This is a genomic window from Streptomyces sp. 11-1-2, assembly GCF_003595545.1.
In the GTDB taxonomy this organism is placed as follows: Bacteria; Actinomycetota; Actinomycetes; order Streptomycetales; family Streptomycetaceae; genus Streptomyces; species Streptomyces hygroscopicus_B.
On sequence record NZ_CP022545.1, the window covers coordinates 3,474,075 to 3,500,818 of the forward strand.

Genomic DNA, 26,744 nt, shown 5'->3' on the forward strand with positions numbered 1-26,744 from the left:
TCACCGCTGGGGGTATGGACATGCGGCAGCATGAGCACACGCGGAGCGGACCTTACGAGCGCCATGGACACCATGAGCACCGTAAGGGCGCGACGAGTTGGCCGATGGCCGCCCAGGCCACCCTGCACTGCCTCACCGGCTGTGCCATCGGCGAGATCGCGGGCATGGCCATCGGTACGGCCCTGGCCTGGCACAACGTCCCGACCATGATCCTGGCGATCGCGCTCGCCTTCGTCTTCGGCTACTCCCTGACCATGCGGGGCGTACTGCGGGCGGGGCTCGATGTGCGCAGCGCGCTGCGGGTGGCCCTGGCGGCCGACACCGTATCGATCACGATCATGGAGCTGGCCGACAACGGAACGATCGCCCTCTTCCCCGGCGCGATGGACGCGACGCTGTCGGACGCGCTCTTCTGGCTCAGCCTGGCCCTGTCGTTCGTGGTGGCGTTCCTGCTCACCACGCCGGTCAACAAGTGGATGATCGCGCGGGGCAAGGGGCATGCGGTGGTCCACCAGCACCACTGACCGCGAAACACGGCGACGCCGTCGACTAGAACTCCGGGCCGTCGCCCGGCTCCTCCTGGTAGGTGTAGCGCTGCTCCGCCCACGGGTCGCCGACGTTGTGGTAGCCACGCTCCTCCCAGAAGCCACGGCGGTCGGCGGTCATGTACTCCACCCCGCGCACCCATTTCGGGCCCTTCCAGGCATAGAGATGGGGCACCACCAGCCGCGCCGGAAAACCGTGCTCGGCGGTGAGCGGCTCCCCGTCCTTGTGCGTCGCGAAAATCGTGGTCTCCGCCATGAAGTCCGTCAGGCGCAGATTTGAGCTGAAGCCGTATTCCGCCCACACCATCACGTGGGTGACATCGGGCGCCGGCGGCGCGAGCCCCATGATCTCCAGCGCGGAAACCCCGCCCCATTCGGCGCCGAGCATGCTGAATTTGGTGACGCAGTGCAGATCTGCCACGACCGTCGAGTACGGCAGCGCCGAAAACTCTTCATGCGTCCAGCAGTGTTTATCGCCGTCCGCCGTGGCGCCGAAGACCCGGAACTCCCATCGCTCCGGCCTGAACTTCGGGACCGGCCCATAGTGCGTAACCGGCCAACCGCGCTGCAGTCGCTGCCCAGGGGGCAGCTTCGCGAGCTCCCCCTCGCGGCTTTCCGACTGACCCATGGGCTCCATGGTCTCAGACCGCCGGGGGTGGTCGTGACCAGGGCGTCAGAGGCGGGCACAACTCGTACTAAGCGTGCACTTACTGGACGCCTCAACAGGCGCGATGCGACGATGCGCGGAACCTGCCGTTCCCGATCGGATTGGAAGGAGCCCCTCCGATGCAGGGTGACCCCGAGGTCCTCGAGTTCCTCAACGAGCAGCTGACCGGCGAGCTGACCGCGATCAATCAGTACTTTCTGCACTCAAAGATGCAGGACCACTTTGGCTGGACTCGGCTTGCCAAATACACCCGGTCGGAGTCTTTCGATGAGATGAAGCATGCGGAGCTTCTCACCGACCGGATCCTCCTCCTGGATGGCCTGCCCAATTACCAGCGGCTCTTCCATGTCCGGGTGGGGCAGACGGCGACCGAGATGTTCCAGGCCGACCGGCAGGTGGAGGTCGAGGCGATCGATCGCCTCAAGCGGGGCATCGAGCTGATGCGGTCCAAGGGCGACATCACCTCGGCCAATCTCTTCGAGTACATCCTCGCCGACGAGGAACTCCACATCGACTATCTCGACACGCAGCTCGAGCTGATCGAAAAGCTCGGTGAGGCCCTCTACATCGCCCAGCAGATCGAGCAGCCCAGCGACGATCACGGCGGGGGCCACTACTCCGGAAAGGGCCACTGAGCCCGGAGCCACTGAGCCCGGAGCGACCGGGCCGGGCCGCCGGTCAGGCCGCCTCGGCCGCCGTCGGCGCCGGGACGGCAGCGGCAGCCGTCGCCGCGGTCGTCGTCACCGTGGCCGTCGTCAGCACGACCGGGTCCAGCGCCTCGCGCCGGGGGCACGCGCCGCGGCCCAGCAACGCCTGGATCTTCCGCACGCACGATCCGCAGTCCGTGCCCGCCTTGCAGGCACCGGCGATCTGGCGCGGGGTGCACGCACCCGTTTCCGCGTGCTGACGCACCTGCTGCTCGGTGATGCCGAAGCATGAGCAGACGTACACGGGCTCTCCAGCGATGGCGTTGATCAGTGAGGTAACCCTTACCTTACCTGCCGCACCGGAGCCCCACAACGGACAAGGGGCGCGGATCGTTGTGATCCGCGCCCCACCTGCGTCTTTATGATCTCTACCGGATGACCCTCACTGGTCCCGGTACATCTCCGCCACCAGGAACGCCAGGTCCAGCGACTGGCTGCGGTTGAGCCGCGGGTCGCACGCCGTCTCGTAGCGCTGGTGCAGATCGTCGACGAAGATCTCGTCGCCGCCGCCCACGCACTCGGTGACGTCGTCGCCGGTCAGCTCCACATGGATGCCGCCCGGATGGGTGCCGAGCTCCTTGTGGACCTCGAAGAAGCCCTTGACCTCGTCCAGCACATCGTCGAAGCGGCGGGTCTTGTGCCCGGAGGCCGCCTCGAAGGTGTTGCCGTGCATCGGGTCGCAGACCCAGACGACCTGCGCACCGGAGGCGGTCACCTTCTCCACCAGATTGGGCAGCTTGTCGCGGACCGTGTCCGCGCCCATCCGGGTGATGAAGGTCAGCCGGCCCGGCTCGCGGTCCGGGTCGATCCGCTCGATCAGCGACAGCGCCTCTTCCGGCGTGGTCGTCGGGCCCAGCTTCACGCCCACCGGGTTGCGGACCTTCGAGGCGAACTCGATATGCGCGCCATCCAGCTGCCGGGTGCGCTCACCGATCCAGACCATGTGCCCGGACACGTCGTACAGCTCACCGGTGCGGGAGTCGGTGCGGGTCAGCGCCGACTCGTAGTCCAGGATCAGCGCCTCGTGCGAGGAGAAGAACTCGACGGTCTTGAACTCCTCCGGGTCCACCCCGCAGGCGTTCATGAAGGCCAGGGCCCGGTCGATCTCGCGCGCCAGCGCCTCGTAGCGCTGACCCGACGGCGACGACTTCACGAAGTCCTGATTCCAGGCGTGCACCTGGCGCAGGTCGGCGTAGCCACCGGTGGTGAAGGCACGCACCAGGTTCAGCGTCGAGGCCGACGCCTGGTACATCCGCTTCAGCCGCTGCGGATCGGGGATCCGCGCCTCGGGGGTGAACTCGAATCCATTGACGGAGTCGCCACGGTATGTGGGCAGGGTCACCCCGTCGCGGGTCTCGGTCGGCTTCGAGCGCGGCTTGCTGTACTGCCCGGCGATCCGGCCCACCTTCACCACCGGGACGGACCCGGCGTAGGTCAGCACGGCGCCCATCTGCAGGAGCGTCTTCAGCTTGTTACGGATCTGGTCGGCGCCCACGCCGTCGAATGCCTCGGCGCAGTCCCCGCCCTGCAGCAGAAACGCCTCGCCCCGCGCCACGGCCTCCAGGCGGTGCCGCAGCGCGTCGCACTCGCCCGCGAAGACGAGCGGCGGATAGGACTCAAGCTCAGCGATCACATCGCGCAGAGCCGCTCGGTCCGGCCAATCGGGCTGCTGCGCCGCGGGAAGAGACTGCCAGGTGTGGCCACCGGCGTGGGTTTCAGCGTTCACGGTCACCCGCACAAGGTTACGGGGTCTCCACGGCCGTCCAGCCTGTTGCCCACAGGGTGAGACACCTTCCACCACGTCATGGACGCGCCCCGCCCCCGCCCTCGCCCCGGCACATCCGGAAGCCGGGACGCAAGAACGTGCGTTCGGGCATCCTGCGGCGGATTACGGCCATGCCGTGAAGAAAGCGTGATGGAAGCGTGCCCTCCTCGGACGCTGTTCGAGGCCGGTCCACTCCGGGCCGGTGCGAACACCCGAAGGAGTGACAGCTATGAGGAACACCCCGCAGACCCCGGAGACCCCGCACCGCCTGAGGACCTGGCTCCGCGGCGGCGCCACCGCCCTCGCGGCCGCCGTCTCGCTCGTCCTGCTGCCGTTCGCCGCCTCCTCCGCCCAGGCGGCGCCCTCGGCCATCCCGTCCGGGATGACCTGGACCGTGCTCGCCAAGGGCGACGGCACGGTCCGGGTGGGGGCCGACGCCTCGACCGACGCCTACAACGGCGACACCGCCGCCACCGCGACGCTGCCCTTACTGTGCTTGAGAGTGAACGGCAGCGCCGTGCCCGCCGGGATCACCCCGGACTTCTACGCCGGCTGGTCGCGCGGCACCGTCGCCGCGACCCCGCCCGTACTGGGCAAGACGCTCACCAGCCGGGCCGTCGCGGACGCCCAGTGCGCCCAGTACTACGGCTCGGGGTGGCGGATGGCCGAGTTCCACGACGGCCGCTACGGCAGCGATCTGGAGCTCAGCGGCGGCTGGTCCTTCTGGGCGTACGGCTATGTCCCGGACGGCACCCGCTTCTGGACCGCGATCGACGATCAGCCCGCCAATCCCTGGAACTGATCCGGTAAGGTTCCCGACATGTTCGCGCGACTGACCATGACCTGGTGGTGGACCGCTCATCCGGCGGCCCGCTGAATCGCGCACTCCCAAGATCTCGCGAAGGCCGCCCGAGGGGCGGCCTTCGGCGTTTCCGCGGGTCGTTCCTCATTCCGGAAGGAACCATCCGCCATGCACCACACCGCTGAGGCCGTCGTCGCCCGGCTGCTCGCCGACGACGCGCCGCCCTTCGCCCTGCTGCACCGACGCACCCCGGGCCGGGCACCCGACACCGTCGAGGTGCTGCTCGGCCCGGTCGGCGAGGTGGAGCGGCTGACCGACATCCCGCTGCCGACCGGAGCGCCGACGGATGGCGCGCCGGTGGCGGACGCCCTCGCGCTGGTGCCGTTCCGGCAGATCCGCGAGCGGGGGTTCGAGGTGCGCGACGACGGGACGCCGCTGGCCGTGCTGCGCCCGCGGGAGACTTACGAGCTGCCGCTCGCCGAGGCGCTGGAGGCGCTGCCCGCGCACCGGGTGCGGGTCGAGGGCGGGGCGTTCGACGTGGACGACGACGCGTACGCGTCCATCGTGAGCCGGGTCCTCGAGGACGAGATCGGCACCGGCGAGGGCGCCAACTTCGTCATCCGGCGGACGTTCCGGGGCGAGATCCCGGGCTTCGGCAGCAGCGACGCGCTCGCGCTCTTCCGGCGGCTGCTGGCCGGTGAGCGGGGCGCCTACTGGACGTATGTGGTGCGGCTGGCGGACGGGCGGACGCTGGTGGGGGCCAGCCCCGAGGTGCATGTGCGGATGTCCGGGGGAACCGTCGTGATGAATCCGATCAGCGGGACGTACCGCTATCCCGAGAGCGGGGCGAGCGCGGAGGGGCTGCTGGACTTCCTGCACGACCGTAAGGAGGTGGAGGAGCTGTCCATGGTCGTGGACGAGGAGCTGAAGATGATGTGCACCGTCGGCGACATGGGCGGGACGGTGATCGGGCCCCGGCTCAGGGAGATGGCGCATCTCGCGCACACCGAGTACGAGCTGCGCGGCCGCTCCTCGCTCGACGTCCGGGAGGTGCTCCGCGAGACGATGTTCGCCGCGACGGTCACCGGTTCGCCGGTGCAGAACGCCTGCCGGGTGATCGAGCGCTATGAGCCCCTCGGGCCGGACGGGGCCGGGCGCGGCTACTACGCCGGGGCGCTCGCGCTGATCGGACGGGACGGCGGCGGCGCCCAGACCCTGGACTCGCCGATCCTGATCCGCACCGCCGACATCGACCCCGGGGGATCGCTGAAGGTGGCGGTCGGCGCGACGCTCGTCCGCCACTCGGACCCGCGCGGCGAAGTGGCCGAGACGCACGCCAAGGCGGCCGGGGTGCTGACCGCGCTGGGCGTGCGGCCGGCGCCCGTACGGCCGGAGGGGCAGGGCCCGCGGCCCCGGCTCGCGGACGATCCGCGGGTGCGGGCGGCGCTGGACGCGCGGCGGGCGGACCTGGCGCCGTTCTGGCTGCGGATGCAGCAGACCCCGTCGTCGGCGGACGAGCCCCTGGCCGGGGGGCTGTCCGGGCATGCCCTGGTGATCGACGCCGAGGACACGTTCACCGCGATGCTCGCGCATCTCCTGCGCACCTCGGGGCTCACCGTGACCGTGCGGCGGTACGACGAGCCGGGGGTGCGGGAGGCGGCGCTGGCGCATCAGGGGCCCGTGGTGCTCGGTCCGGGGCCGGGCGACCCCGGCGACGCGGCCGACCCCAAGATGCGGTTCCTGCGGGCGCTGACCGCCGAGCTGGTGACCGGGCACCGGCACGGGCTGCTGGGGGTGTGCCTGGGGAACGAGCTGATCGCGGCCGAGCTGGGGCTGGAGATCGTGCGCAAGGACGTCCCGTTCCAGGGTGCACAGGAGCGGATCGACTTCTTCGGGCGCGAGGAGACCGTCGGCTTCTACAACACCTTCACGGCGCGCTGCGACGAGGCGGCGGAGGCGGAGCTGGCGATGCACCGCGTGGAGCTGAGCCGGGATCCGGTGACCGGCGAAGTGCACGCGCTGCGCGGACCGGGCTTCGCCGGTGTGCAGTTCCACCCGGAGTCGGTGCTGTCGCGGGACGGGGCGGCGCTGGTGGCGGAGCTGCTGGCGGCCGTGCTGGTCTGAAGTGCCCACCGGCCCAACGGGCGGCGTGACGATGGGCGTGACGATGGGCGTGACGATGGGCGTGACGATGGGCGTGACGATGGGCGTGACGATGGGCCGGGCGCGGGAGACGCGCCCGGCCCATCGCCGTACTGCACCCAGACGGCCTCAGCCGAAGAAGACCTCGGCCTCGGCGTAGAGCGAGGGATCGACGGTCTTGAGCCGTGCGGTCGCCTCGGCAAGCGGAACCCGGACGATGTCGGTGCCGCGCAGCGCCACCATCTTCCCGAAGTCCTCGTCCCGTACCGCGTCGATGGCGTGCAGCCCGAAGCGGGTGGCCAGCCAGCGGTCGAAGGCGCTGGGCGTGCCTCCGCGCTGGACATGGCCGAGGACGGTGGTGCGGGCCTCCTTGCCGGTGCGCTTCTCGATCTCCTTGGCCAGCCATTCGCCGACCCCGGAGAGCCGGACATGGCCGAAGGAGTCCGTCGAGTCGTCCTTGAGGACCGCGTCGCCGTCCTTGGGCATCGCGCCCTCGGCGATGACCACGATCGGGGCGTAGCGGATCTTGAAGCGGGATTCGACCCAGGCACAGACCTGGTCGACGTCGAAGCGCTGTTCGGGGAGGAGGATGACATTGGCGCCACCGGCGAGCCCCGAGTGCAGGGCGATCCATCCGGCGTGACGGCCCATCACCTCGACGACGAGCACGCGCATATGCGATTCGGCGGTGGTGTGGAGCCGGTCGATGGCCTCGGTCGCGATGTTGACGGCGGTGTCGAAGCCGAAGGTGTAGTCGGTGGCGGACAGGTCGTTGTCGATGGTCTTGGGGACGCCGACGCAGCGGATCCCGTAGTTGCCGGAGAGCCGGGCGGCGACGCCGAGGGTGTCCTCGCCACCGATCGCGATCAGCGCGTCGACCTCCTCCTTGACCAGGGTCTCCTTGACCCGCCGGATGCCGTCCTCGCTCTTGAGGGGGTTGGTGCGGGAGGAGCCGAGGATGGTGCCGCCGCGCGGCAGGATGCCGCGCACCGCGCGGATGTCGAGGGGAACGGTGTCGTTCTCGAGAGGGCCGCGCCAGCCATCCCGGAAGCCGATGAAGTCATAGCCGTATTCCTGTACGCCCTTGCGCACGACGGCGCGGATGACCGCGTTGAGCCCGGGGCAGTCACCGCCGCCGGTCAGCACTCCGACCCGCATCGTTTCTTCCCTTCTCCCATGGAATCCCGTGATTGGGCCCGGTACGGAGAGCCACGCTAACGGTGATCCAGGTCACATGGGATGGGGCGTCAGTCGATTCCCGCGCGGATCAAGGGAGTTGGTTTTGAACTTCACCCGTACGAGGGGTGGGGCGGTGTCACTGCCTCAACCGGACGGCCTCAGGCGTCGTCCAGACCGCGCTCGATGGCGTAGCGGACCAGCTCCACGCGGTTGTGCAGCTGGAGTTTGCCGAGGGTGTTCTGGACGTGGTTCTGCACCGTGCGATGCGAGATGACCAGCCGCTCGGCGATCTGCTTGTACGACAGCCCCTTGGCCACCAGCCGCAGCACCTCCGTCTCACGCTCGGTGAGCTGCGGAACGGCCGGCTGGTCGGCGGCGGTGGAGGCGGGCTCGCCCGCGAGCCGCCGGTACTCGCCGAGCACCAGGCCCGCGAGGCCGGGGGTGAATACCGGGTCGCCGGCCGCCGTACGGCGCACCGCGTCCAGCAGTTCCTCGGTGCTGGCCGACTTCAGCAGATAGCCGGTGGCCCCGGACTTGACCGCCTCCAGGACGTCCCCGTGCTCACCGCTCGCGGAGAGCACCAGCACCCGCAGCTCGGGGCGGTCGGCGAGGACCTCCTTGCACACCTCGACCCCCGGCAGCCCGGGCAGGTTGAGGTCGAGCACCAGGACGTCGGGCCCGGCGGCCTTGGCCCGGCGGACCGCCTGCGGTCCGTCCCCGGCCGTGGCCACCACGTCGAACCCGGCCTCGGCCAGGTCCCGGGCCACCGCGTCGCGCCACATCGGATGATCGTCGACCACCATCACCGTCATCGGGCGGCCGTCGTGCTGAGCGGTCATCGTGCCGCTTCCCCCTTTGCCTTCGCCTTCTTCACCGGCGACTTCGGAACCGTCAACTCCACCTCGGTGCCCTGCCCCGACGCCGAGATCCACGCGGCCGTGCCGCCGAGGTCGCGCAGCCGCCCCCGGATCGACAGGGCCACCCCCAGGCGGCCCTCCGCCTCCGCGTCCGCCAGCCGCCCCTCGGGGATGCCGGGGCCGTCGTCCCGTACGGTCACCATCACCGCCTCCGGCTCGTCCTCCAGCAGGATCCAGGCGTGGGCGTCCTCCCCGGCGTGGACCCGTACGTTGTCCAGGGCGGCGCCGACCGCGGCGGCCAACTCCCCGGCGACGCCCGCCGGGAGGAGCACCGGGGCGCCCGGTTCGGAGAAGGTGACCCGGGATCCCGCGTGCGGTGCCAGCAGGGCCCGCAGATCGCAGGGTCCGCCGTCGGAGCGCTCGGGGTCGGGCGGACAGGGCTCGGCCGTCGATCCCGCCGTGTCCGTCAGGGCGCCCTGGTCAGGTGCGGCGTCCGCCCCGCGCGGCGGGGTCACCAGACCGGTGGAGACCAGGGTGCGCAGCGCGATCTCCTGCTCCCCCGCCATCCGGCCCAGTTCGGCCGCCTCGCCGCCGATCGCGGCGCCGCGCCGCTGCACCATGGCGAGCACCTGGAGGACGCTGTCGTGGATGTCGCGGGCCAGCCGCTCCCGCTCCCGGGTCGCCGCCTCGATGCGCAGCGCCCGCGCGAGGGTGCGCTCACTGGCGCGGGCCACCTCGACGACGTAGCCGATGGCCACGCTCGCCACCCACACCAGCATCAGCATATGGACGGTGTCCTGGGCGAATCCGCCGCGCTCGATCACATTGGCGGCGCAGACCACGGTGGAGGCCGAGGCGCCCCAGCGCCAGCCGCCCTTGATCGCGAAGCCGAGGACCGCGCCCATCGTCCATATGGAGGGCAGGGTGGGCGTGCCCTCGACGATCCGGTCGTGGCTGTCCACGAGCGGGGTGAGCAGAATGCCGGTCACCGCGATGCCGAGGTCGCCGACGAGGAACTGCCGGGTGCAGCGCTCGGCCGAGGAGACCATCCGGAAGGTGAGCGCCGTCCACAGCGTGAGCACCGCCAGATAGACGACGGCGCCGAGCGGGTGGTCGTAGTCGTCGAAGGAGTAGACGCACAGGCCGAGCGCGTAGAGCAGGGTGAGCACCCGGTAGGCGGTCAGCGCCTGCCACAGCGGCTGCTCGACGGACATCCGCACCACGCGCTCGCCCCCGGCGCGCTCACCTCTGGACCGCTCCGTCAACGTCCCCCACCCCCCGGTGCGGCGCGGCTAGGCGCCGGACTTGTGTTTGTCCTTCTCCTTCTCGGCCGTCTTACGGGCCGCCTCGGCATCCGCGATCTGCCGCTTGGCGGCGGTCGCGTAGACGTCCACGTACTCCTGGCCGGAGAGCTTCATGATCTCGTACATGACCTCGTCGGTCACCGAGCGCAGGATGAAGCGGTCGCCGTCCATGCCGTGGTAGCGGCTGAAGTCCAGCGGCTTGCCGATCCGGATACCGGGCCGCATCAGCTTGGGCATGACCTTGCCGGGGGGCTGGATCTTCTCGGTGTCGATCATCGCCACGGGGAGCACCGGCGCACCGGTCGCGAGCGCGACCCGGGCCAGGCCGCCCGGCTTGCCCCGGTAGAGCCGTCCGTCGGGCGAGCGGGTGCCCTCGGGGTAGATGCCGAAGAGCTCACCCCGCTTGATCACCTCGATGCCCGCCTTGATGGCGGCCTCACCGGCGCCGCGCGAACCCGAGCGGTCCACCGGGAGTTGGCCGACGCCCTTGAAGAAGGCCGCCGTGAGCCGCCCCTTGACCCCGGGGGTGGTGAAGTACTCCTGTTTGGCGATGAAGGTGACCTTCCGGTCGAGCATCGCGGGCAGGAAGAAGGAATCGGAGAAGGAGAGGTGGTTGCTCGCGAGGATGGCCGGCCCCTCGGAGGGGACGTTCTCCAACCCCTCGACCCAGGGCCGGAAGGTGAGCTTCAACGCGCCACCCACCGACAGCTTCATAGCGCCGTAGAACAACCGGGACCTCCTGTATCCGACGAGGAGACCTTAACCTGCCTACCCCGTATGCGGCGCGCCGCGTACGCTGAGGACCTCGATACCCGCTTCCCCAGTGAACGGAGATCCGTGGTGCCGCTCCTGCCCGGAGCCGAGCCGTTCCGCCATGACGGCGGAGAGATCGGCGTCCTCGTCTGTCACGGCTTCACCGGTTCCCCGCAGTCCGTGCGGCCCTGGGCCGACCATCTCGCGGCCCGTGGTCTGACCGTCTCACTGCCGCTGCTTCCCGGCCATGGCACCCGCTGGCAGGACCTCGCGGTCACCGGCTGGCAGGACTGGTACGCGGAGGTGGACCGCGAGCTGCGGTCGCTGATCCGGCGCTGCGAGCGGGTGTTCGTCTGCGGTCTGTCGATGGGCGGGGCGCTCGCGCTGCGGCTGGCCGCCCAGCACGGCGCGGCCATCAGCGGCCTCGCCCTGGTGAATCCGGCCAACCGCATCCACGATCCGCTGGCCGTGGCCCTTCCGGTGCTGCGTCATCTGGTGCCTTCGGTGAAGGGCATCGCGAGCGATATCGCCAAGCCGGGGGCGCGGGAGTCGGGCTACGACCGGATGCCGCTGCACGCCGTGCACTCGATGCGCCGCCTCTACCGGGTGGTCGACGCCGAACTGCCCCAGGTGACCCAGCCGCTGCTGGTGATGCACAGCCCCCAGGACCATGTGGTGCCGCCGGCCGACTCCGAGCGCATCCTGAGTCAGGTGTCCTCGCGGGACGTCACCGAGCGGCTGCTGGAGCGCAGCTTCCACGTGGCGACCCTGGACCATGACGCCGAGTTCATCTTCGAGGAGACGGACACGTTCATCACCCGGCTGACGGCGGGTATGGGTGAAGACACCGACACCCGGACCGACCTCGGGAAGGGAAGCGGGAAGGAGGGGGCGGCGGCCAGTGGCTGAGCGCGACTCGAATGAGAACGAGGCGGACGCGCGGCGCGATGACGACGCCGCCTTCGCCGCCATCGTCGCCGCGTACGGGGAGGAGCCGCACGACCCTCCGGGCGCCGAGCGATGGCCCGCCGCCGAGAACCTCGACGAGGAGCGGGAGCGGGACCAGGACCGCCCGTCCGCGGCGGACGGCGACACCATTACCGACACCGACCCCGACGGACCCGGTGACGGCGAGGCCGTCGGCGGGGCGGCGACGGCCGGGCTGACCAAGACCGACAAGACCGGCAAGCCGGTGGGCGGCTTCATCGTCTACGCCCCGGGCGTGGGCCCCCGCGACTGGGAGCCCGAGGAGCCGTCCGAGGACGACTTCGACGAGACCGACGAGGGCCATTTCGTCCCGCCCGAGCCGCCCCCGCTCCCCGAGTCCGACACCACCTCCCGCTTCGCCTGGCTGGGCGTGCTGGGCGGGCCGCTGCTGCTGCTCGGTGTGGTGCTGTTCCAGGTGGAGATGGTCTGGTGGATCGCGACACTGGGCGTCGGGGGTTTCCTGGGCGGCTTCGTCACGCTGGTGATGCGGATGAAGGACGACGACGAGGAAGAGGACGAGGACCCGGGGCGCGGCGCCGTCGTCTGACTCCGGGGCTGCCGTCGTCCGGCCCCGGGCTGCCGTCGTCCGACCCCGGCGCTCCGGAGCCGGGCGTCCCGGCTCCGGCTCCGCCCGGGGGCGATCGGCCTCAGGCCGTGGCGACGCGGGGCAGCCGGAGCGCGGCCAGGACCGGAAGGTGGTCCGTGGCCGCCAGAAGGTCCGTGTCGGTGATGCCGGGCAGCCCGGCCGGGACCCCACAGCCGATGATCTCGACGCCCTCGGAGGCGAAGACGGCGTCGATGCGCTGATGCGGGTCCTTGGGGTTCGAGGTGGCCTCGCTCCCCCAGGGCTCGGTGGCCCAGCCGTCCCGCAGCTTCCCCGCGATCCGGCGGAAGGCGAGGCCGTCCGGCCGGTCGTTGATGTCTCCGGCCGCGATGGCGTACGGGACGTCCAGCGCGGCCAGATGATCCAGCAGCAGCCCGGCCTGCTCGTAGCGCTCGGCCTCCGCGAGGCTCAGATGGCAGCTGACCACACCGAGCCGGACGCCGTCGGCGCTCTCCCGGGCGCCGTCGCCGCTCTCCCGGGCGCCGGGGTCGCTCTCCGGGGCGCCGGTGTCGCGGTGGCCGCCGCCGAAGCGCAGCACGGCGGTCGCGAAACCGCGCCGGTGCAGCCCGGGGACGCGGGGCAGCAGGGTGTCCTCGGCGTGCTCCACATGGGCGCGCAGCGAGGTGAGGATCATCGGGCCGGCGGCGGTGGCCCCGCCCGTGGTGTAGACGAGGTCGGTCTCCCGGGCCAGCCAGGCGGCGGCCTTGCGCCAGCGGAAGAAGCGCGGCGCCTCCTGGACGCAGACGACATCGGGGGTGCAGGCCCGGATCACCCGGGCCAGCGCCTCGCGGTCGTCACGCATCGAGCGGATGTTGTAGCTGAGCACCCGCACCACGGCCGCGTCCGGGCCGGTGGTGGATCCGGGCAGGTCCGCGAGCGGCACGATGACGGTTCCCCCCTCGCCTCTCAGCCCTGGCGGGCGAGGTCGGCGGCGCCGACGAGCCCGGCCTTGCCGCCGAGCTGGGCGGCGAGCACCTGGGCGTGCGGACGCCACTGATTGCCGACCAGCCAGCGCCGGAAGGACTTGCGGATCGGCTCCAGGACCAGATCGCCCTCGTCGGAGACCCCGCCGCCGACGATGAACGCCGAGGGGTCGAAGAGCGAGGCGAGGTCGGCCAGCCCGGCCCCGGCCCAGCGGGCCAGCTCGCGGAAGGAGTCGATGGCCACCGGGTCGCCCTGGCGAGCGGCGTCGCTGATGTGCTTGCCCTCGATGCCCTCGGAGGTGCCGTCGCCGAGGCCGAGGAGGACCGTGGCGTTCTCCGGGGTGGCGGCGGCGCGCTGCCTGGCGTAGCGGACCAGCGCACGGCCGGAGGCGTACTGCTCCCAGCAGCCCTGGCTGCCGCAGCCGCACAGCAGACCGTCGGGGACGACCCTTATGTGGCCGAACTCGGCGGCGACGCCGAAGCGCCCGCGGTGCAGCTTGCCGCCGATGATGATGCCGCCGCCGAGGCCGGTGCCGAGCGTGATGCATACGACGTCGTCATGGCCGACCCCGGCGCCGAAGCGGTATTCGCCCCAGGCGGCGGCGTTGGCGTCGTTCTCCACCACGACGGGCAGGCCGACGCGCTGCTCGACCTTGTCCTTGAGCGCCTCGTGCCGCCAGTTGATGTTGGGCGCGAAGAGGACGGTGGCGCGCTTGTCGTCCACATATCCGGCCGCGCCGATGCCGACGGCCTCGATCTCGTGTCCCTCGCTGACGATGCGCACCGCGTCCGCGATGGCGTCGACGACTCCCTCGGGAGTCTGCGGGGTCGAAACCTGGCTCGTCTCGAGAATCGAGCCCTCTTCGTCGACCACGCCGGCCGCGATCTTCGTACCGCCGATGTCGACGCCGATGGTGAGTCCCATGAGTCCCTCAGTTATTTGGTCGAACCCCGCCGACGCTAACGGTACCGGAGGTGGCGCTCAGTCGAGGTCGATGTGTTCACTACTCGAACTCTCCGATTCCTCGCCGCGATCCTTGGAGCTGCCCTCGGCGCCCTGGGTCCAGCGCCGCTCCTGGCCGGTCACGGCGGCGCGATAGGCGGCGAGCAGCTCGGAACCGGCGCTGGCGAGGTGTTCGAAAACATCGGGATTGCGCTCTATGACCGGTTCCGCGGCGGCCTTCGCCTGTTCGATCAATTGTTGTACGGCCCCCTGAACCGCCGTCCCGGCGATCGGCGCCTGGAGCCCGGCGACCTTGTCGGCGAGCGCGTCGGCCAGCTTGAGGAACTCCTCGGCGACACTCCCCGGCTCCTCGGCGGTCTGCCGGGTCCGCCGTCTGGCCCGCTCGGCGGCGAGGTCCTCGGCACACGCCCGCTCCCAGGCGTCGGGGTCCAGCTCGGTGACCGGTACATCGGTGAGCGGGGGCTCTGCGGGGCGCTCGGTGGCATCGCTCATGGCGAACTCCTGCGGCGGGGATGCTGGCTGCCCGGCCTGTTCATCCGGGCTTGTGACCGACGTTACCGGAAGGAGGGGGGCGGGGTCAGAGCCCGGGACCGGCCAGGACCGGAGCCGGGGACCCGCCGGAGCCGGGGCCCCGGACCGCCACGGCCGGAGCCGGGTTCAGAGCCGCTTCGGCCACAGGTCGGGGTCGGGGGTGAAGCGGACCTGGAGCCATCCGTCGCGCAGCCCGGCGCCGGAGACGGTGCAGCGGCGCAGGGCGGACGGCAGCGGCAGCATCCGGTGGAACGGGCCGACGCTGACGATCAGTTCGTCGCCCCGGCGCACCAGCCCGAGCCCGTCGCGGTCGGCACCGGGCAGCGGCAGCCGCCACAGCAGCACCCCGTCGTCGGCCAGCCGGTCCTCGACGGTCCAGGGGTCGGGGGCGGGCCGGTCGGGCCGCGCCCCGGGGGCCCCGACGGCCCCGGCGAGCGCGGCGAGCCCGGCCGGGGCGCGCTGAGCGTCCACACCGTCCGTACCGGGCCGCGGCTCCGCGCCCCGCGGGTCGCCGACGCCGTGCGGATCGCGGCCCAGATGCGGCAGCTCACGGACCGGGACGGCGGGCGCCCACTGCTCGTACAGCTCCTTGAGCGCGTCCTGCTGCTGGCCGGAGAGCGCGGCGAGCCAGGGGTCGGAGGTCCCGGTGGGCAGCAGCCGGTTCGCGATCACCGCCTCCACCCGGCAGCCGTGCAGCGCCAGACCGGCGCGGGCGGTGCGCAGCGCCCGGTCGGCGAGCGGCCCGGGCTCCACGACCAGCCGTACCGTCGTGGCCTCGGACTCGATCACCCCCTGGACGGCGGCCAGTTCCCGCTCCCAGCGCTCGGCCGTCTCGTACAGCTTCTGCGCGGGCATCGGCACCCCCGCGAGCTGGGCGAGCATCGGCCGCAGCGCACGGGCCGCCTGCCGCTCGGCGGGCAGCAGCCGCCGCAGATAGCGCCGTAGCTGCTCGGGCAGCGCGAGCAGCGCGACGGTGTCCGGCGCGGGCGGCATGTCGACGACGAGGACGTCCCAGCCGGTGCCGGGCGGGGCGGTCTGGGCGGCGCGCAGGGCGCGCAGCAGCGCGAGGGACTCCACCCCGGGGAGGGGGGTCAGCTCCTCGCCGTCCAGCGGGGTCGCGCCGAGCAGGTCGAGCAGGCCGTGGCCGCGGTCCTGCAGGGCGGTGAGCTCACTACGGAACCACTCGTCCGTGATGATCCGCGCGGCCCACACCCCGGGGGCGAGCTCGACGGGTACGGACCACGGCAGCCGGTCCGCCGACCGCCCGGGGGCGGACCGCAGCGCGCGGATGCCGAGCAGCGCCTCGGGGGTGCCGTCCGGGTCGGCGGTGAGCAGCAGCGTCCGCTGCCCCTCACGGGCGGCGGCGAGGGCGGTCGCGGCGGCCACGGTGGTGCGGCCCGCGCCGCCGGTACCGGTGACGAGGACCGTACGCATGAAGGGAGCCTCCGGCAGGGTGGTGCGTCAGATGCGCGGCGCGGGTTGGATGATCCGCCCGGCCGGAGCGTACCCCGCGCCGCGGACCACCCCGGGCACCGTCGGGGCCGGGGGGGTGGTCCGCCCGGGTCAGGCGCTCTCGACGCGCTTCTTCAGGCCCGCGAGCGCGCGGTCGATGATGACCTTCTCGGCCTTGCGCTTGATCATGCCCAGCATGGGGATCTTGACGTCGACCGTGAGCTGGTACGTCACCTCGGTGCTCTTGCCGCCGTCGCGCGCCGACAGCCGGTAGGAGCCGTCAAGGGTGCGCAGCATCTGGGACTTGACCAGGGACCAGTTGACCTGGTCGTCTCCGGTCCAGCTGTACTGGAGGGTGTAGTCGTCCTTGATCGCCCCGGCGTCGAGCAGCATCCGCACCTGCTCGGCGCGCCCCCGGTCGTCCTTGGTGAGGATGTCGGCCTCCTTCACCTCACCGGACCACTCCGGGTAACGGTCGAAGTCGGCGATCACCTCCATCACGTCGGCCGGGGCCGCCTCGATCGTGATGCTCGAGCTGGTGTGTTCCGCCATCGCCGTGGCTCCTCCGTACCGGTCCGCCGCATGAGCTCTCTGCCGCTGAAGGCTACCGCGCGCGCGTCACCACTCCAGGGCCCAGGGGGTGCCGGAAGAGGCGAAGTGTCCGACATTGACGCACTCGGTGGCGCCGATTCGCATACGGCGGACGAGCGGCTGATGAACATGGCCGAAGAGGGCGTACTTGGGACGGACGGTGTGGATCGCCTCCAGCAGGGCGGTGCTGCCGCGCTCGAAGCGGCGGGCGACGGTGTCGTAGCAGAGGTCGGGCACCTCCGGCGGGATGTGGGTACAGAGCACATCCACCTCGCCGAGCGCCGCGATCTTCGCCGCGTAGGTCTCGTCGTCGACCTCGTAGGGGGTGCGCATCGGGGTGCGCAGCCCGCCGCCCACGAAACCGAAGACCAGCCCGCCGATCTCGGCGCGCTCGCCGTCGAGGACGGTGGTACCGGACTGGGCGTACTCCGGCCACAGTGACGGCATGTCGACATTTCCGTAGGTGGCGTACGTCGGAGTGGGGAACGCGGCGAAGAGCTCGGCGTACTGGCGGCGGATCGCGGACTCTATCGCCGCGTGGCGGTCGATCCCGGCCCACAGCCGGTCGCCGAACACCCGGGCCTCCTCGAACCGGCGGGCGGTGCGCAGCTCGACGAGGCGGTCGGCGTTCTCGACCCCGAAGAGATCGGGAAAGATGCCACGGGTGTGATCGGCGTAGTCGAGGAAGAGCACGAGGTCGCCGAGACAGATCAGGGCATCCGCCCCGTCACCGGCCTTCTCGAGGTCCTCACTGTTGCCGTGCACGTCACTCACCACGTGGACTCGCATGCATGTCACCCTAAGACGAAAGGGCCCGCGCCCGTAAGGTGTTCTGCCTGCAGCGACCCGCGTCCACCTGCGGTTCCTTAGCGGCCGCGGTGTCCGTCGACTAGTGTGCGGGCAGCATGAAGGCGGTGTGTGACGCATCAAACATCTGGGCAGGAACCCCTATCCCGGAAGCGTACCGATGGGTAACGTCCGGGCCGTCCACCACCCCCCATGCCCTGTAGCGGCGCCGGCGCCCCATGAGGAGCAGCAGTCTTGCGCGAGTTCAGCCTTCCGGCCCTGTACGAGGTTCCGGCCGACGGCAATCTGACGGATCTCATCCGCCGCAATGCCGCACAGCATCCCGATGTCGCCGTGGTCGGCCGCAAGGTCGACGGCCAATGGGAGGACGTGACCGCGACCGCGTTCCTGGCCGAAGTGCGGGCCGCCGCCAAGGGCCTGATCGCGGCCGGGGTCGAGCCGGGCGACCGGGTCGGCCTGATGTCGCGGACCCGCTACGAATGGACGCTGCTGGACTTCGCCATCTGGAGCGCCGGCGGGATCACCGTGCCGGTGTACGAGACGAGTTCACCGGAGCAGATCCAGTGGATCCTCAGCGATTCGGGCGCGATGGCCGCGCTGGTCGAGACCGGAGTCCACGAGGCCGCCGTCGAGGCCATCCGGGACAGCCTGCCCACCCTGAAGCATGTCTGGCGGATCGAGGGCGACGCCATCGAGACGCTGCGGAAGCTGGGCGCGGACGTGCCCGAGGAGAAGGTGGACGAGCGCTCCTCGATCGCCAACGCCGACTCCCCCGCCACCATCGTGTACACCTCGGGCACCACGGGCCGCCCCAAGGGCTGTGTGCTCTCGCACCGCAGCTTCTTCGCCGAATGCGGCAACGCGGTGGCGCGGCTCAAGCCGATCTTCAACACCGGTGAATCGTCGGTGCTGCTGTTCCTCCCCGAGGCCCATGTCTTCGGGCGGCTGGTGGAGATCGCGGCGGTGCTGGCGCCGATCAAGCTCGGCCATGTGCCGGATGTGAAGTCCCTGACCGACGAACTCGCCGCGTTCCGGCCCACCTTGGTGCTGGGCGTGCCGCGCGTCTTCGAGAAGGTCTACAACTCGGCGCGGGCGAAGGCCCAGTCCGAGGGCAAGGGCAAGATCTTCGACAAGGCGGCCGACACCGCCATCGAGTACAGCCAGGCGCTGGACGCCCCGGGCGGGCCGTCCTTCGGGCTCCGGTTCAAGCACAAGGTCTTCGACCGGCTGGTCTACAGCAAGCTGCGGGCCGTTCTGGGCGGCCGGGCCACCCACGCCATCTCCGGCGGTGCCCCGCTGGGCGCGCGGCTGGGCCACTTCTACCGGGGCATCGGCTTCACGGTGCTGGAGGGGTACGGCCTGACGGAGTCCTGCGCGGCGACCACCTTCAACCCCTGGGACCGGCAGAAGATCGGCTCGGTCGGGCAGCCGATGCCGGGCACGGTGGTGCGCATCGCCGACGACGGCGAGGTGCTGCTGCACGGCGAGCACCTCTTCACCGAGTACTGGAACAACGAGACGGCCACGGCCGACGCGCTGTCGGACGGCTGGTTCCACACCGGGGACGTGGGCACGCTCGACGAGGACGGCTACCTCACCATCACCGGCCGCAAGAAGGAGATCATCGTCACCGCGGGCGGCAAGAACGTCGCCCCGGCGGTGATCGAGGACCGGATCCGCGCCCATGCCCTGGTCGCCGAGTGCATGGTCGTCGGCGACGGCCGTCCCTTCGTGGGCGCGCTGATCACGGTGGACGAGGAGTTCCTGCCGCGCTGGGCGGCCGAGCACGGCAAGCCCGAGGGTGTGACGGTGGCCGAGCTGCGCGAGGACCCGGAGCTGCTGGCCGAGATCCAGCAGGCGGTGGAGGACGGCAACGCGGCGGTGTCCAAGGCGGAGTCGGTGCGCAAGTTCCGCGTCCTGGCGACGCAGTTCACCGAGGACTCCGGGCATGTGACGCCCTCGCTGAAGCTGAAGCGGAACGTGGTGGCGAAGGACTTCGCGTCCGAGATCGAGGCCATCTACCGCGGCTGACGACGGCGGGGCCCCGGGGCGATGCCCCGGGCCCGGACCGTCACAACAGCGACCTCAGGGACCGTCACGGCCCGACGTCGGCGCCCGTCACAGCAGTGACTTCAGACGGTCGGCCAGCAGATCCCAGCGCCAGCGCTCCTCCACCCAGGCGCGGCCCCGCTCGCCCATGCGGCGGCGCAGCTCGGCGTCCTCCAGCAGGGTCACGACGCGCTCGGCGCTCTGCTCGGCGGAGTCGCCCCGTACGACCCACCCGGTCTCCCCGTCCAGCACCGCGTCCGGCGCCCCGCCCGAGTCCCCGGCGACGACCGGCAGCCCGGTCGCGGACGCCTCCAGATAGACGATGCCGAGGCCCTCGACGTCCAGCCCGCCGCGGCGGGTGCGGCAGGGCATGGCGAAGACGTCGCCCGCGCCGTAGTGGGCGGGCAGCTCCTCCCAGGGCACGGGGCCGGTGAACCGTACGGAGTCGGCCACGCCCTCGGTCTCCGCGAGCCGGCGCAGGTCCTTCGCGTACGGCCCGCCGCCGACGATCAGCAGCACGGCGTCCGGCACCCGCTTCAGGATCCGCGGCATGGCCCGGATCAGCGTGTCCTGCCCCTTGCGCGGCACCAGCCGGGAGACGCACACCACGACGGGCCGCTCGGCGAGGCCGAGGCGGGCCCGGATCTCGTCGCCGCCCGAGCCGGGGTGGAAGGTCTTCTCGTCCACACCGGGCGGCAGTTGCACCATCCGGGCGGCGTCCCGGGGGTCGAGCGCGGCGGCGATACGGGAGCGGGTGTACTCACCGAGATAGGTGATGGTGTCCGTGGACCCGCCGATCCGCCGCAGCAGCCGCCGCGCGGCGGGCAACTGCGCCCAGGCCGCCTCGTGGCCGTGGGTCGTGGCCACCAGCCGCCGCGCCCCCGCCGCGCGCAGCGCGGGGGCCATCAGCCCCAGCGGCGCGGCGGCGCCGAACCACACCGCGGTGCAGCCGTGCTCCCGCAGCAGCGCGGTCGCGCGGCGGGTGACCCTCGGGGTGGGCAGCAGCATGGCCGTCCGGTCCCGGACGACCTGGTACGGCTGCTCGGCGTCGAAGCGGGCGGTGGCCTCGGCGCCCTCCTGGCCGCGCTTCCAGGTGGAGGCGTAGACGACGATCCGGTCCGGGTCGAGGCGCAGCGCGATGTTGTGCAGAAACGCCTGGATGCCGCCGGGGCGGGGCGGAAAGTCGTTGGTCACGAGCAGGGTCTTGTCCATCGTGGCCGACAGTACCGGGTGCCGCGGCGCGCCCGCTCCGGCCCACCCGGGCCGGGACCAGGGCGGGCGGCCCTCAGCCCAGCTCGGTCGCCACGTACTTCTGCCACAGCGCCGTGAACTCCGTCAGGCTCACCCCCAGCACCTTCCGCAGCGCCGACTCCACGGCCCCCGAGCGCTCGGGCGCCCGGCCCACCGCGCGGTAGAAGTCGACCAGCTTCCGCTCGCCCCACCGGTCCGCGATCAGGCGGCAGGCGAGCCAGCCCTGTTCATAGGCGCGGGAGAGGCGGTCGGGGTCGCTGCCGAAGCGGAAGTCGTCGTCGCGCGGCAGCGAGGTGGGCAGCCGCCCGGCGACGACGGCGTCGGTGAGTTCGGGGGCGACCTGGCGGGGGGTGCGGCCGGGGGTGCGGTAGCCCACCCAGTCGGCGAAGCCCTCGGAGAGCCACAGCGGAGTGGAGGCGCTGGTGGCGGTGCGGGTGGCGACATGGGCCGTCTCATGGGTGACCACGACGCGCCGGCCGAAGTCGCCGAGGACCTGGTACGCCTCGGGGTTGACGATCACCCGGTCGGCGGGCGCCTCGTCACCGGCCCCGCCGACCTCGCCCGTGGTGACGGCGGCGATCCCGCGGTAGCCGTCCGCGGAGGCGCCGAGCAGGGCCGCCATCCGGCCCAGGGAGTCGGGGACCTCGACCACGACGCGTCCGGCCCACTCATGGGGCCAGACCCGGCCGAGGACGGGCACCGCCCGGTCCGCGATACCGGCGACCGCGCGCAGCACCCGCCGGTCCTGGCCGACGCCAAGGACGAGGCTGTGGGCGCCGCGGACGACGTCGACCGTGCCCTGGTCCCAGAGCTGTTCCGTACCGCGCTTGCCGTCCACCACGCCGTCGTCGGAGGCGACGTACCACCGCCCGTCGCGCCGGGCGAGGGTCAGGTACTGGGCGGAGACGACCGGCGCGGTGTCGTATCCCGTCAGCCGGTACCGGAGTTCGACCTGCGCGGCGAGGCTGCGCCCGCCGACCGGCGCGGGGGTGAAACCGCCGGTGCGCACCAGCCGGTAGGTCCAGGAGCGCAGCGGTACGGCGGACATCTGCCGGAACACCCGCCGCTGCTCGGCCACATAGCGGGCGGAGCCGCGGTCCACGGTGGCGAGGAAGGCGTCCGCGTCCCGCTCCCGGACCGCCGCGGCCCGCTGGTCCAGCAGGCGCTGCACGGCCCGGCCGTCGCGCCCCTCGGGGTCGTCGGGCGCGGGGGCGGGGGCGCAGCCGCCCAGCGCGGTCAGGGTGAACGTGCCCACCAGCGGCAGGCACAACAGCGCCCGCCATCCGCCCGATCTCCACCGACCCGCCACGTCTTAGATCGTACGAGCCCGCGCGCCGGCTTCAGACGCGAGTGATGGAAGAGATCGGCAACATGCCCACGGGGTCGTAGCGGACCCGCGCCCCGGGGTAGGGGGCGTGGATCACCTGTCCGTTGCCCGCGTACATGGCGACATGGCTGGCGTCGGAGCGGTAGACCACCAGATCGCCGGGGCGGGCCTGGGACAGCGGCACCGGCTGCCCGGCGTGCGCCTGGGCCTGTGAGGTGCGCGGAATGGCCACTCCGGCGTGGGCGTAGGCCCATTGGGTCAGCCCGGAGCAGTCGAAGGCGGTGGGACCGGCGTGGCCCCATGCGTACGGCAGCCCGAGGGCCGCCCGTGCCGCGCCGAACGCCGCGGCGGCCCGCCCCGAGAACGGCGCGGCATGCCGCCCGCCGATGCGGCCACCGGGGAGCTCACCGGCTCCGGTTCCGATACCGGAACCGGAGAGGGTGCCCGGCGGCAGCCCTGCGAGGGCGCCGGGCTCCCGTCCGCCCGCCCGCGAGGCGCGGTGCTGCCCATAGGTCTCCCGCTCCCTGGGCGGCAGCGCGTTCACCAGCCGCCGCGCGGTGGCCAGCCGGTGCTGGACCGCCCGCTTGTGGCGGGCCACGACCCGGCGGCTGTGCTCCAGCTTCACCAGCTTGGCCGCGGCCTCCGCGCGCTCCTGCCGCAGTGTGCGCTGGGCGCTCTGCACCACCCGTAGCCGTGCGGCCTGGCGGCTGGTGATCCGCTCCAGGGTGGCGGCCCTGTCGAGGTACTGGGCCGGGTCGCCGGAGAGGAGCAGGGCGAGGCCCGGGTCGATCCCGCCGGTGCGGTACTGCCCACCCGCGAGGGCGCCGAGCGCCATCCGCATGCGGTTGACCCGCCCTTGGCCCCGGGCGACCCGGTCCTGGATCCGGTCGACCTCGCGGCGCAGGGCCTGGGTGCGCGTCTTCGCCGCGTTGTAGCGCTCGGTGGCCCGCTCCGCCTGGGCGTAGAGCGTGGCGATGCGGTCGCCGGCGGACCGGGCGGCCGGACGGCCCGCCGGGTCATGCGGTTCGGCACCGGCCGCCACAGCGGACAGCGCGGCGGCGGAGGCCACCGCGGCCGCCGAGGCGGCGGTCCAGACGGCGGCCCGGCCGGACCCGAGTTTCGCGACGCGACGACAGGACGCCATGGGTAGCCGCACTCCCTTCCGCAGTGTCGGGCTGAGAACTGCGGGCAGACAGTAGCCGTGGGGCTACCCACGGTCCAACGGCCGTGGTGTGCGGAGAAACTGACGCCCCGCCGAGTGACGCAGGTCACCGGCGGGGCGGGGGATCAGCGAGCGTGCTGGAGATTCGCCCGAAAGGATGGCTCTTGGGGCGGTTTGAGACCCGTTTCCCAGTTCCTGATCAGACCTTCCGGATCAGACCCGGACGCCGAACTGGAACGGCATGTTGTCCATCGACTCGTAGCGCACACCGGCACCGGGCTTGGGCGCGTGCAGCACCTGGCCGTTGCCCGCGTAGAGACCTATGTGGTGCAGGTCGCCGTAGAAGAGCACCAGGTCGCCCGGCTTGAGCTCACCGCGGCCGATGCGGCTGCCGGCGTTCGCCTGGTCCTGGGAGATGCGCGGGAGCTGCACCCCGGCCTGCTGGTAGGCCCAGCCGGTGAGTCCGGAGCAGTCGAAGGAGGACGGACCGGTCGCGCCCCAGACGTACGGGAGGCCGATCTTCGTCTTGGCGGCGGCGAGCGCGGCGGCGGCACGCCCCGACTCCGGTACCTCGTTGCCCAGGTCGACCCGGCTGCTGGAGCGGTTGGCGCGCTCCGCGTCCTGGGCCGCTATCTTGGCGCGCTCCTTGGCGGTCAGGGTGTTGAGGAGGTTCCGGGCCTTGGACAGCTTGCCCTGGATCTCGTCCTTCTTCTTGCCGAGCGCCTTACGGGTGTCCGCCAGGTCCTGCAGCTTGGTGGACGCCTCCTCGCGCTGCTGCTTGAGGGTGCGCTGCTTGTCGGCGATCTTCCGCAGGGACTCGGCCTGCTTGCCGCTCAGCTGGCTGAGGGTGGACGCCTTCTCGAGGTAGGTGTCCGGGTCGGAGGAGAGGAGAAGCTGCACCGAGGGGTCGATGCCGCCGGAGCGGTACTGGGCGGTGGCCATCGAACCCAGGCCGTTGCGCAGCTTGTTCAGGTCCTCCTGGCCGCGCGCCACCTTGTCCTGCAGATCGCCGACCTGCTTCTCCAGCTTCTGCTGCTTTTCCTTGGCGCCGTTGTACTTCTCGGTCGCCTGCTCCGCCTCTTCGTAGAGCTTGTCGACCTGCTCCTTGACGTCCTTCTTGTCCTGCTTCGGAGCGGCCTGGGCGGCCTGGGAAGTGAGAGCGACGGCGGCTGCCGCGGTCGCGGTAAGGACGGTTACCCGAGTGCGGCTCGGCTGCTTGGGTCGACGGTGGGACGCCACGAAGGCGAGCTCCTTCTTCCTCCAGCCGCCTACCGGGAGTTGGTGGGGTTGTGAAGCCCCGGCTCCGCGACAGGGCGCGGACTCGGCGGTACCTTCGCTGTCACCCCGGATGGGTGATCAACCGCGCGAAGGTTCGAGCCGACCTTAGTGACCCCGCCGTGATCCGTTCAAATCCCAACGGCAAAAAAGTCGCTCCGGAAGCGCATCTTTTACGAATGTCACACGGGCAGTGATGGTCGATTGACGCTCCGCTGACATCAGACGGGTTCGAGGCCGACCTCTGAAGGGAGTTCGGGCCCGGAGCCACAGAAGCCCAGAAACCCTGAATCCGGGGATACGGGAATAACGGAGATACGGGCTACGACCCCTCAGGTACGGGCAAGTCGCTTCAGCAGCAACGCGGATGCCACGGGGCGCGCTCCGGCGCGCGCCACCCCGTCGGCCACCTCACGGTCGGTGGACACCACCACCACCGGCCGGCCCGGCGGCTCCGCCCGCACGATCTGGCGGATCAACTCGTCCGCCGTCACCCCCGGCTTGCTGAACAGCACCCGCACCCCGCGCGGCGGCGCGAGCAGCACCGGCGCGGCCAGCTCGGCCCCGTCGAAGACACAGGTCATCTCCGCGCCCGTCTGGGCCGCGAGCACCGCGAGACCGCCCAGCAGCCGCAGCCGCTGCTTCTCCAACGGCATCGTGGGATAGCCGGTCTTGGTGACGTTGTAGCCGTCCACCACCAGATGCGCCTGCGGCAGCGCGAGCAGCTGGTCCAGCAGGGCCGGGTCCATCTCCGACAGCGCCCTGGTCGCTATGTCCTTCGGTGTCATCTTCCCCGGCTCCACGGCGTCCACCATGTCCGCCGGGCGCATCGACGCGGGCGGCAGGGCCAGTTCGCGCCGCAGCCCCTGGGCCGCGTCCAGCACCGTGTCCAGCAGCAGCCGCAGCCGCATGTCCTCCACGCTGCGCCCCTCGCGCACCGCCCGCCGGCTGGCCTCCAGCGCCGACTCCGCCTCCGCGAGTCGGGCCCGCAGCCGCCGTGCCTCGCTGTCCGCGGTGGCCTGACGGGCCGCCGCCTCCGCCCGTACGGACTCCAGCTCGGCCTCGGCCTTGCGCACCGCGGCCGCGCCCCGCCGCACATCGCTCTGCGCGCTGCGCAGCTTGCGCTGCAGCCCGTCGTTCTCCTTGCGGGCGGCCTCCAACTCGGTGCGCGTCCGCTCCGTCTCGTGCCGGGTGGCCGCCTTGGCCTCGGCGAGTTCGTCGCGCAGCCGCTGCAGCTCGCGCGCCGCCTCCTCACCGGCCCGCTCGGCGGAGGCCCGCTGGGCCTCCTCGCCCGCCGCCTCGACCAGCTTGACCCAGCCCACCGGCCGCAGCACATAGGCCACCGCCGCCACATCCACCGGATCGGCCGCGGCGGGCGGCGATCCGCCCTCGATGGCGTCGGCCAGCTCCCGCTGGGTCTCCCGCAGCCGTCCCGCGATCCGCTGCCGGAAGACGGGGTCGCTCTCCACCGCGGCGGCCATCGCGTTGCCCGCGAACTTGGCGCGGCGGGTCGGGGTGAAACGGGCGTACTGCCGCAGCTGGGTGGGCAGCTCGGTGACCGTCAGGCCGCCGAAGGTGTCCGCGACCAGCGCCACCACCCGCCGCCGCACTCCTTCCGGCAGCGGGCGGTCCAGCGCCTCGGTGACGCTCTCGGCATCACCGGCCGCCCCGGGGTCACCGGTCCGCTCCACCACCTGTCATCGCTCCGTTCTCAGGCGCTCGGGCCGGTGCCGGGGCGGTCCACGAGTTCAACCTGGTCGACCGCGTTGCACCAGCGACAGCGCACTGACTCAATGGTCTCACTGAGCACCTCGCGTTCCTCGACACCGGGTTCCCCGGCCAAGTCGAGATGCACATACTCCACGGCTCTGGTCGAGCGGGTCACATCGAACCGGGTGAGGTTGCCGCACAGTGTGCAACGCCAGCGGGTCTGGGCGGTCGGCAGGGGCACGGCCATGATTGCGGGTCCTCGCTTCTCGGCTCGTCGGCGGCGTCCTGTAACCCTACGGCCTGAGCCTTGCCCCGCGCCGGGCCCGTCCCGCCCGCGTCCCGGGCAGGAGCGCGGCGGGGCGCTCTGTGCAGGTTGCGCCCGGTACGGAA

Annotated in this window: 26 protein-coding genes; 7 read left to right on the forward strand and 19 right to left on the reverse strand. The window is 71.8% G+C overall.

Annotated elements, in window-relative coordinates:
* Nucleotides 1-14: 14 nt before the first annotated feature.
* Nucleotides 15-524: a DUF4396 domain-containing protein gene (locus CGL27_RS14645; protein ID WP_119987181.1), complete on the forward strand. Its 510-nt coding sequence runs from the start codon at nt 15-17 to the stop codon at nt 522-524.
* 25 nt (nt 525-549) lie between these two features.
* Here CGL27_RS14645 and CGL27_RS14650 read toward each other — a convergent pair whose 3' ends face one another.
* Entirely contained in the window at nt 550-1,173 is a 624-nt protein-coding gene (locus CGL27_RS14650; RefSeq protein ID WP_119987185.1) for a sulfite oxidase-like oxidoreductase, read from the reverse strand.
* A gap of 158 nt (nt 1,174-1,331) precedes the next feature.
* On the opposite strand from CGL27_RS14650, the gene bfr reads away from it, so the two are divergent.
* Nucleotides 1,332-1,847 (forward strand): bacterioferritin, encoded by a 516-nt coding sequence (bfr, locus tag CGL27_RS14655; RefSeq protein WP_119987188.1) that lies wholly within the window; start codon nt 1,332-1,334, stop codon nt 1,845-1,847.
* A 43-nt stretch (nt 1,848-1,890) separates the two neighbouring features.
* Here the strand turns inward: bfr and CGL27_RS14660 are convergent, their stop codons facing one another.
* Together CGL27_RS14660 and CGL27_RS14665 are read right to left on the reverse strand one after the other, a co-directional pair.
* Nucleotides 1,891-2,163: a (2Fe-2S)-binding protein gene (locus CGL27_RS14660; protein WP_119987193.1), complete on the reverse strand. Its 273-nt coding sequence runs from the start codon at nt 2,161-2,163 to the stop codon at nt 1,891-1,893.
* Between the two features lie 138 nt (nt 2,164-2,301).
* Nucleotides 2,302-3,651 carry a 3-deoxy-7-phosphoheptulonate synthase class II gene (locus CGL27_RS14665; RefSeq protein WP_119994387.1) on the reverse strand — a complete coding sequence of 450 codons (1,350 nt, stop codon included), beginning with the start codon at nt 3,649-3,651 and terminating at the stop codon, nt 2,302-2,304.
* 262 nt (nt 3,652-3,913) lie between these two features.
* Between CGL27_RS14665 and CGL27_RS14670 the strand changes: the two genes are divergently transcribed.
* Nucleotides 3,914-4,486 carry a flagellar hook-length control protein gene (locus tag CGL27_RS14670; RefSeq protein WP_119987196.1) on the forward strand — a complete coding sequence of 191 codons (573 nt, stop codon included), beginning with the start codon at nt 3,914-3,916 and terminating at the stop codon, nt 4,484-4,486.
* A gap of 168 nt (nt 4,487-4,654) precedes the next feature.
* A complete protein-coding gene (locus tag CGL27_RS14680; RefSeq protein ID WP_119987198.1) occupies nt 4,655-6,610 on the forward strand; it encodes an anthranilate synthase family protein in 1,956 nt (651 codons plus the stop codon).
* A 147-nt stretch (nt 6,611-6,757) separates the two neighbouring features.
* Here CGL27_RS14680 and CGL27_RS14690 read toward each other — a convergent pair whose 3' ends face one another.
* From CGL27_RS14690 to CGL27_RS14705, 4 genes are all read right to left on the reverse strand, one after another.
* Nucleotides 6,758-7,786: a 6-phosphofructokinase gene (locus tag CGL27_RS14690; protein WP_119987201.1), complete on the reverse strand. Its 1,029-nt coding sequence runs from the start codon at nt 7,784-7,786 to the stop codon at nt 6,758-6,760.
* 179 nt (nt 7,787-7,965) lie between these two features.
* Nucleotides 7,966-8,646: a response regulator transcription factor gene (locus CGL27_RS14695; protein WP_078640956.1), complete on the reverse strand. Its 681-nt coding sequence runs from the start codon at nt 8,644-8,646 to the stop codon at nt 7,966-7,968.
* On the reverse strand, nt 8,643-9,929 hold the full coding sequence (locus tag CGL27_RS14700; RefSeq protein ID WP_276147852.1) for a DUF5931 domain-containing protein: 1,287 nt from the start codon (nt 9,927-9,929) through the stop codon (nt 8,643-8,645). The genes CGL27_RS14695 and CGL27_RS14700 overlap by 4 nt, the downstream gene beginning before the upstream one ends.
* A 27-nt stretch (nt 9,930-9,956) precedes the next feature.
* Nucleotides 9,957-10,682, reverse strand: coding sequence for a lysophospholipid acyltransferase family protein (locus tag CGL27_RS14705; protein WP_119987203.1), 726 nt, complete (start codon nt 10,680-10,682; stop codon nt 9,957-9,959).
* 126 nt (nt 10,683-10,808) lie between these two features.
* Between CGL27_RS14705 and CGL27_RS14710 the strand changes: the two genes are divergently transcribed.
* Together CGL27_RS14710 and CGL27_RS14715 are read left to right on the forward strand one after the other, a co-directional pair.
* A complete protein-coding gene (locus tag CGL27_RS14710; RefSeq protein ID WP_205587694.1) occupies nt 10,809-11,630 on the forward strand; it encodes an alpha/beta fold hydrolase in 822 nt (273 codons plus the stop codon).
* Nucleotides 11,623-12,255 carry a hypothetical protein gene (locus tag CGL27_RS14715; RefSeq protein ID WP_119987206.1) on the forward strand — a complete coding sequence of 211 codons (633 nt, stop codon included), beginning with the start codon at nt 11,623-11,625 and terminating at the stop codon, nt 12,253-12,255. Before CGL27_RS14710 ends, CGL27_RS14715 begins: the two co-directional genes overlap by 8 nt.
* Nucleotides 12,256-12,355: 100 nt before the next feature.
* On the opposite strand, the gene CGL27_RS14720 is transcribed toward CGL27_RS14715, so the two are convergent.
* The 6 genes from CGL27_RS14720 to CGL27_RS14745 form a co-directional block, all read right to left on the reverse strand.
* A complete protein-coding gene (locus tag CGL27_RS14720) occupies nt 12,356-13,195 on the reverse strand; it encodes an endonuclease/exonuclease/phosphatase family protein (protein ID WP_119987209.1) in 840 nt (279 codons plus the stop codon).
* Nucleotides 13,196-13,218: 23 nt separating this feature from the next.
* Nucleotides 13,219-14,160 (reverse strand): ROK family glucokinase, encoded by a 942-nt coding sequence (locus CGL27_RS14725; protein ID WP_078640961.1) that lies wholly within the window; start codon nt 14,158-14,160, stop codon nt 13,219-13,221.
* 57 nt (nt 14,161-14,217) lie between these two features.
* Nucleotides 14,218-14,691: a DUF5304 family protein gene (locus tag CGL27_RS14730; RefSeq protein WP_119987212.1), complete on the reverse strand. Its 474-nt coding sequence runs from the start codon at nt 14,689-14,691 to the stop codon at nt 14,218-14,220.
* Between the two features lie 165 nt (nt 14,692-14,856).
* On the reverse strand, nt 14,857-16,164 hold the full coding sequence (locus CGL27_RS14735; RefSeq protein WP_119987216.1) for an ArsA-related P-loop ATPase: 1,308 nt from the start codon (nt 16,162-16,164) through the stop codon (nt 14,857-14,859).
* A 129-nt stretch (nt 16,165-16,293) separates the two neighbouring features.
* Nucleotides 16,294-16,734, reverse strand: coding sequence for an SRPBCC family protein (locus CGL27_RS14740; RefSeq protein WP_014060055.1), 441 nt, complete (start codon nt 16,732-16,734; stop codon nt 16,294-16,296).
* A gap of 66 nt (nt 16,735-16,800) precedes the next feature.
* Complete coding sequence (locus CGL27_RS14745) at nt 16,801-17,562, reverse strand: metallophosphoesterase (protein ID WP_119987219.1); 762 nt, start codon at nt 17,560-17,562, stop codon at nt 16,801-16,803.
* 252 nt (nt 17,563-17,814) lie between these two features.
* Between CGL27_RS14745 and CGL27_RS14750 the strand changes: the two genes are divergently transcribed.
* Complete coding sequence (locus CGL27_RS14750; protein ID WP_119987222.1) at nt 17,815-19,611, forward strand: AMP-dependent synthetase/ligase; 1,797 nt, start codon at nt 17,815-17,817, stop codon at nt 19,609-19,611.
* 87 nt (nt 19,612-19,698) lie between these two features.
* On the opposite strand, the gene CGL27_RS14755 is transcribed toward CGL27_RS14750, so the two are convergent.
* From CGL27_RS14755 to CGL27_RS14780, 6 genes are all read right to left on the reverse strand, one after another.
* Entirely contained in the window at nt 19,699-20,841 is a 1,143-nt protein-coding gene (locus CGL27_RS14755; protein ID WP_119987225.1) for a glycosyltransferase family 4 protein, read from the reverse strand.
* 73 nt (nt 20,842-20,914) lie between these two features.
* A complete protein-coding gene (locus tag CGL27_RS14760; RefSeq protein WP_240450497.1) occupies nt 20,915-22,189 on the reverse strand; it encodes a hypothetical protein in 1,275 nt (424 codons plus the stop codon).
* A 31-nt stretch (nt 22,190-22,220) separates the two neighbouring features.
* Nucleotides 22,221-23,351, reverse strand: coding sequence for an NlpC/P60 family protein (locus tag CGL27_RS14765; protein WP_119987231.1), 1,131 nt, complete (start codon nt 23,349-23,351; stop codon nt 22,221-22,223).
* 231 nt (nt 23,352-23,582) lie between these two features.
* The gene (locus CGL27_RS14770) at nt 23,583-24,608 is read right to left on the reverse strand and encodes a C40 family peptidase (RefSeq protein ID WP_078640969.1); all 1,026 of its coding nucleotides are present in this window, start codon (nt 24,606-24,608) and stop codon (nt 23,583-23,585) included.
* Nucleotides 24,609-24,976: 368 nt separating this feature from the next.
* Complete coding sequence (locus CGL27_RS14775; protein ID WP_205587919.1) at nt 24,977-26,335, reverse strand: NYN domain-containing protein; 1,359 nt, start codon at nt 26,333-26,335, stop codon at nt 24,977-24,979.
* A gap of 20 nt (nt 26,336-26,355) precedes the next feature.
* Nucleotides 26,356-26,601, reverse strand: a complete 246-nt coding sequence (locus tag CGL27_RS14780; RefSeq protein WP_078640971.1) for a hypothetical protein — start codon at nt 26,599-26,601, stop codon at nt 26,356-26,358.
* Between the last annotated feature and the right edge of the window lie 143 nt (nt 26,602-26,744).

What these genes read in the sequence shown, in the direction of transcription:
- CGL27_RS14650 (WP_119987185.1), bottom strand. Translation starts at nt 1,173, where the DNA reads ATGGGTCAGTCGGAAAGCCGCGAGGGGGAGCTCGCGAAGCTGCCCCCT.
- CGL27_RS14740 (WP_014060055.1), bottom strand. Translation starts at nt 16,734, where the DNA reads ATGGCGGAACACACCAGCTCGAGCATCACGATCGAGGCGGCCCCGGCC.
- CGL27_RS14725 (WP_078640961.1), bottom strand. Translation starts at nt 14,160, where the DNA reads ATGGGACTCACCATCGGCGTCGACATCGGCGGTACGAAGATCGCGGCC.
- CGL27_RS14705 (WP_119987203.1), bottom strand. Translation starts at nt 10,682, where the DNA reads ATGAAGCTGTCGGTGGGTGGCGCGTTGAAGCTCACCTTCCGGCCCTGG.
- CGL27_RS14730 (WP_119987212.1), bottom strand. Translation starts at nt 14,691, where the DNA reads ATGAGCGATGCCACCGAGCGCCCCGCAGAGCCCCCGCTCACCGATGTA.
- CGL27_RS14735 (WP_119987216.1), bottom strand. Translation starts at nt 16,164, where the DNA reads ATGCGTACGGTCCTCGTCACCGGTACCGGCGGCGCGGGCCGCACCACC.
- CGL27_RS14755 (WP_119987225.1), bottom strand. Translation starts at nt 20,841, where the DNA reads ATGGACAAGACCCTGCTCGTGACCAACGACTTTCCGCCCCGCCCCGGC.
- CGL27_RS14690 (WP_119987201.1), bottom strand. Translation starts at nt 7,786, where the DNA reads ATGCGGGTCGGAGTGCTGACCGGCGGCGGTGACTGCCCCGGGCTCAAC.
- CGL27_RS14780 (WP_078640971.1), bottom strand. Translation starts at nt 26,601, where the DNA reads ATGGCCGTGCCCCTGCCGACCGCCCAGACCCGCTGGCGTTGCACACTG.
- CGL27_RS14745 (WP_119987219.1), bottom strand. Translation starts at nt 17,562, where the DNA reads ATGCGAGTCCACGTGGTGAGTGACGTGCACGGCAACAGTGAGGACCTC.
- CGL27_RS14765 (WP_119987231.1), bottom strand. Translation starts at nt 23,351, where the DNA reads ATGGCGTCCTGTCGTCGCGTCGCGAAACTCGGGTCCGGCCGGGCCGCC.
- bfr (WP_119987188.1), top strand. Translation starts at nt 1,332, where the DNA reads ATGCAGGGTGACCCCGAGGTCCTCGAGTTCCTCAACGAGCAGCTGACC.
- CGL27_RS14670 (WP_119987196.1), top strand. Translation starts at nt 3,914, where the DNA reads ATGAGGAACACCCCGCAGACCCCGGAGACCCCGCACCGCCTGAGGACC.
- CGL27_RS14645 (WP_119987181.1), top strand. Translation starts at nt 15, where the DNA reads ATGGACATGCGGCAGCATGAGCACACGCGGAGCGGACCTTACGAGCGC.
- CGL27_RS14680 (WP_119987198.1), top strand. Translation starts at nt 4,655, where the DNA reads ATGCACCACACCGCTGAGGCCGTCGTCGCCCGGCTGCTCGCCGACGAC.
- CGL27_RS14695 (WP_078640956.1), bottom strand. Translation starts at nt 8,646, where the DNA reads ATGACCGCTCAGCACGACGGCCGCCCGATGACGGTGATGGTGGTCGAC.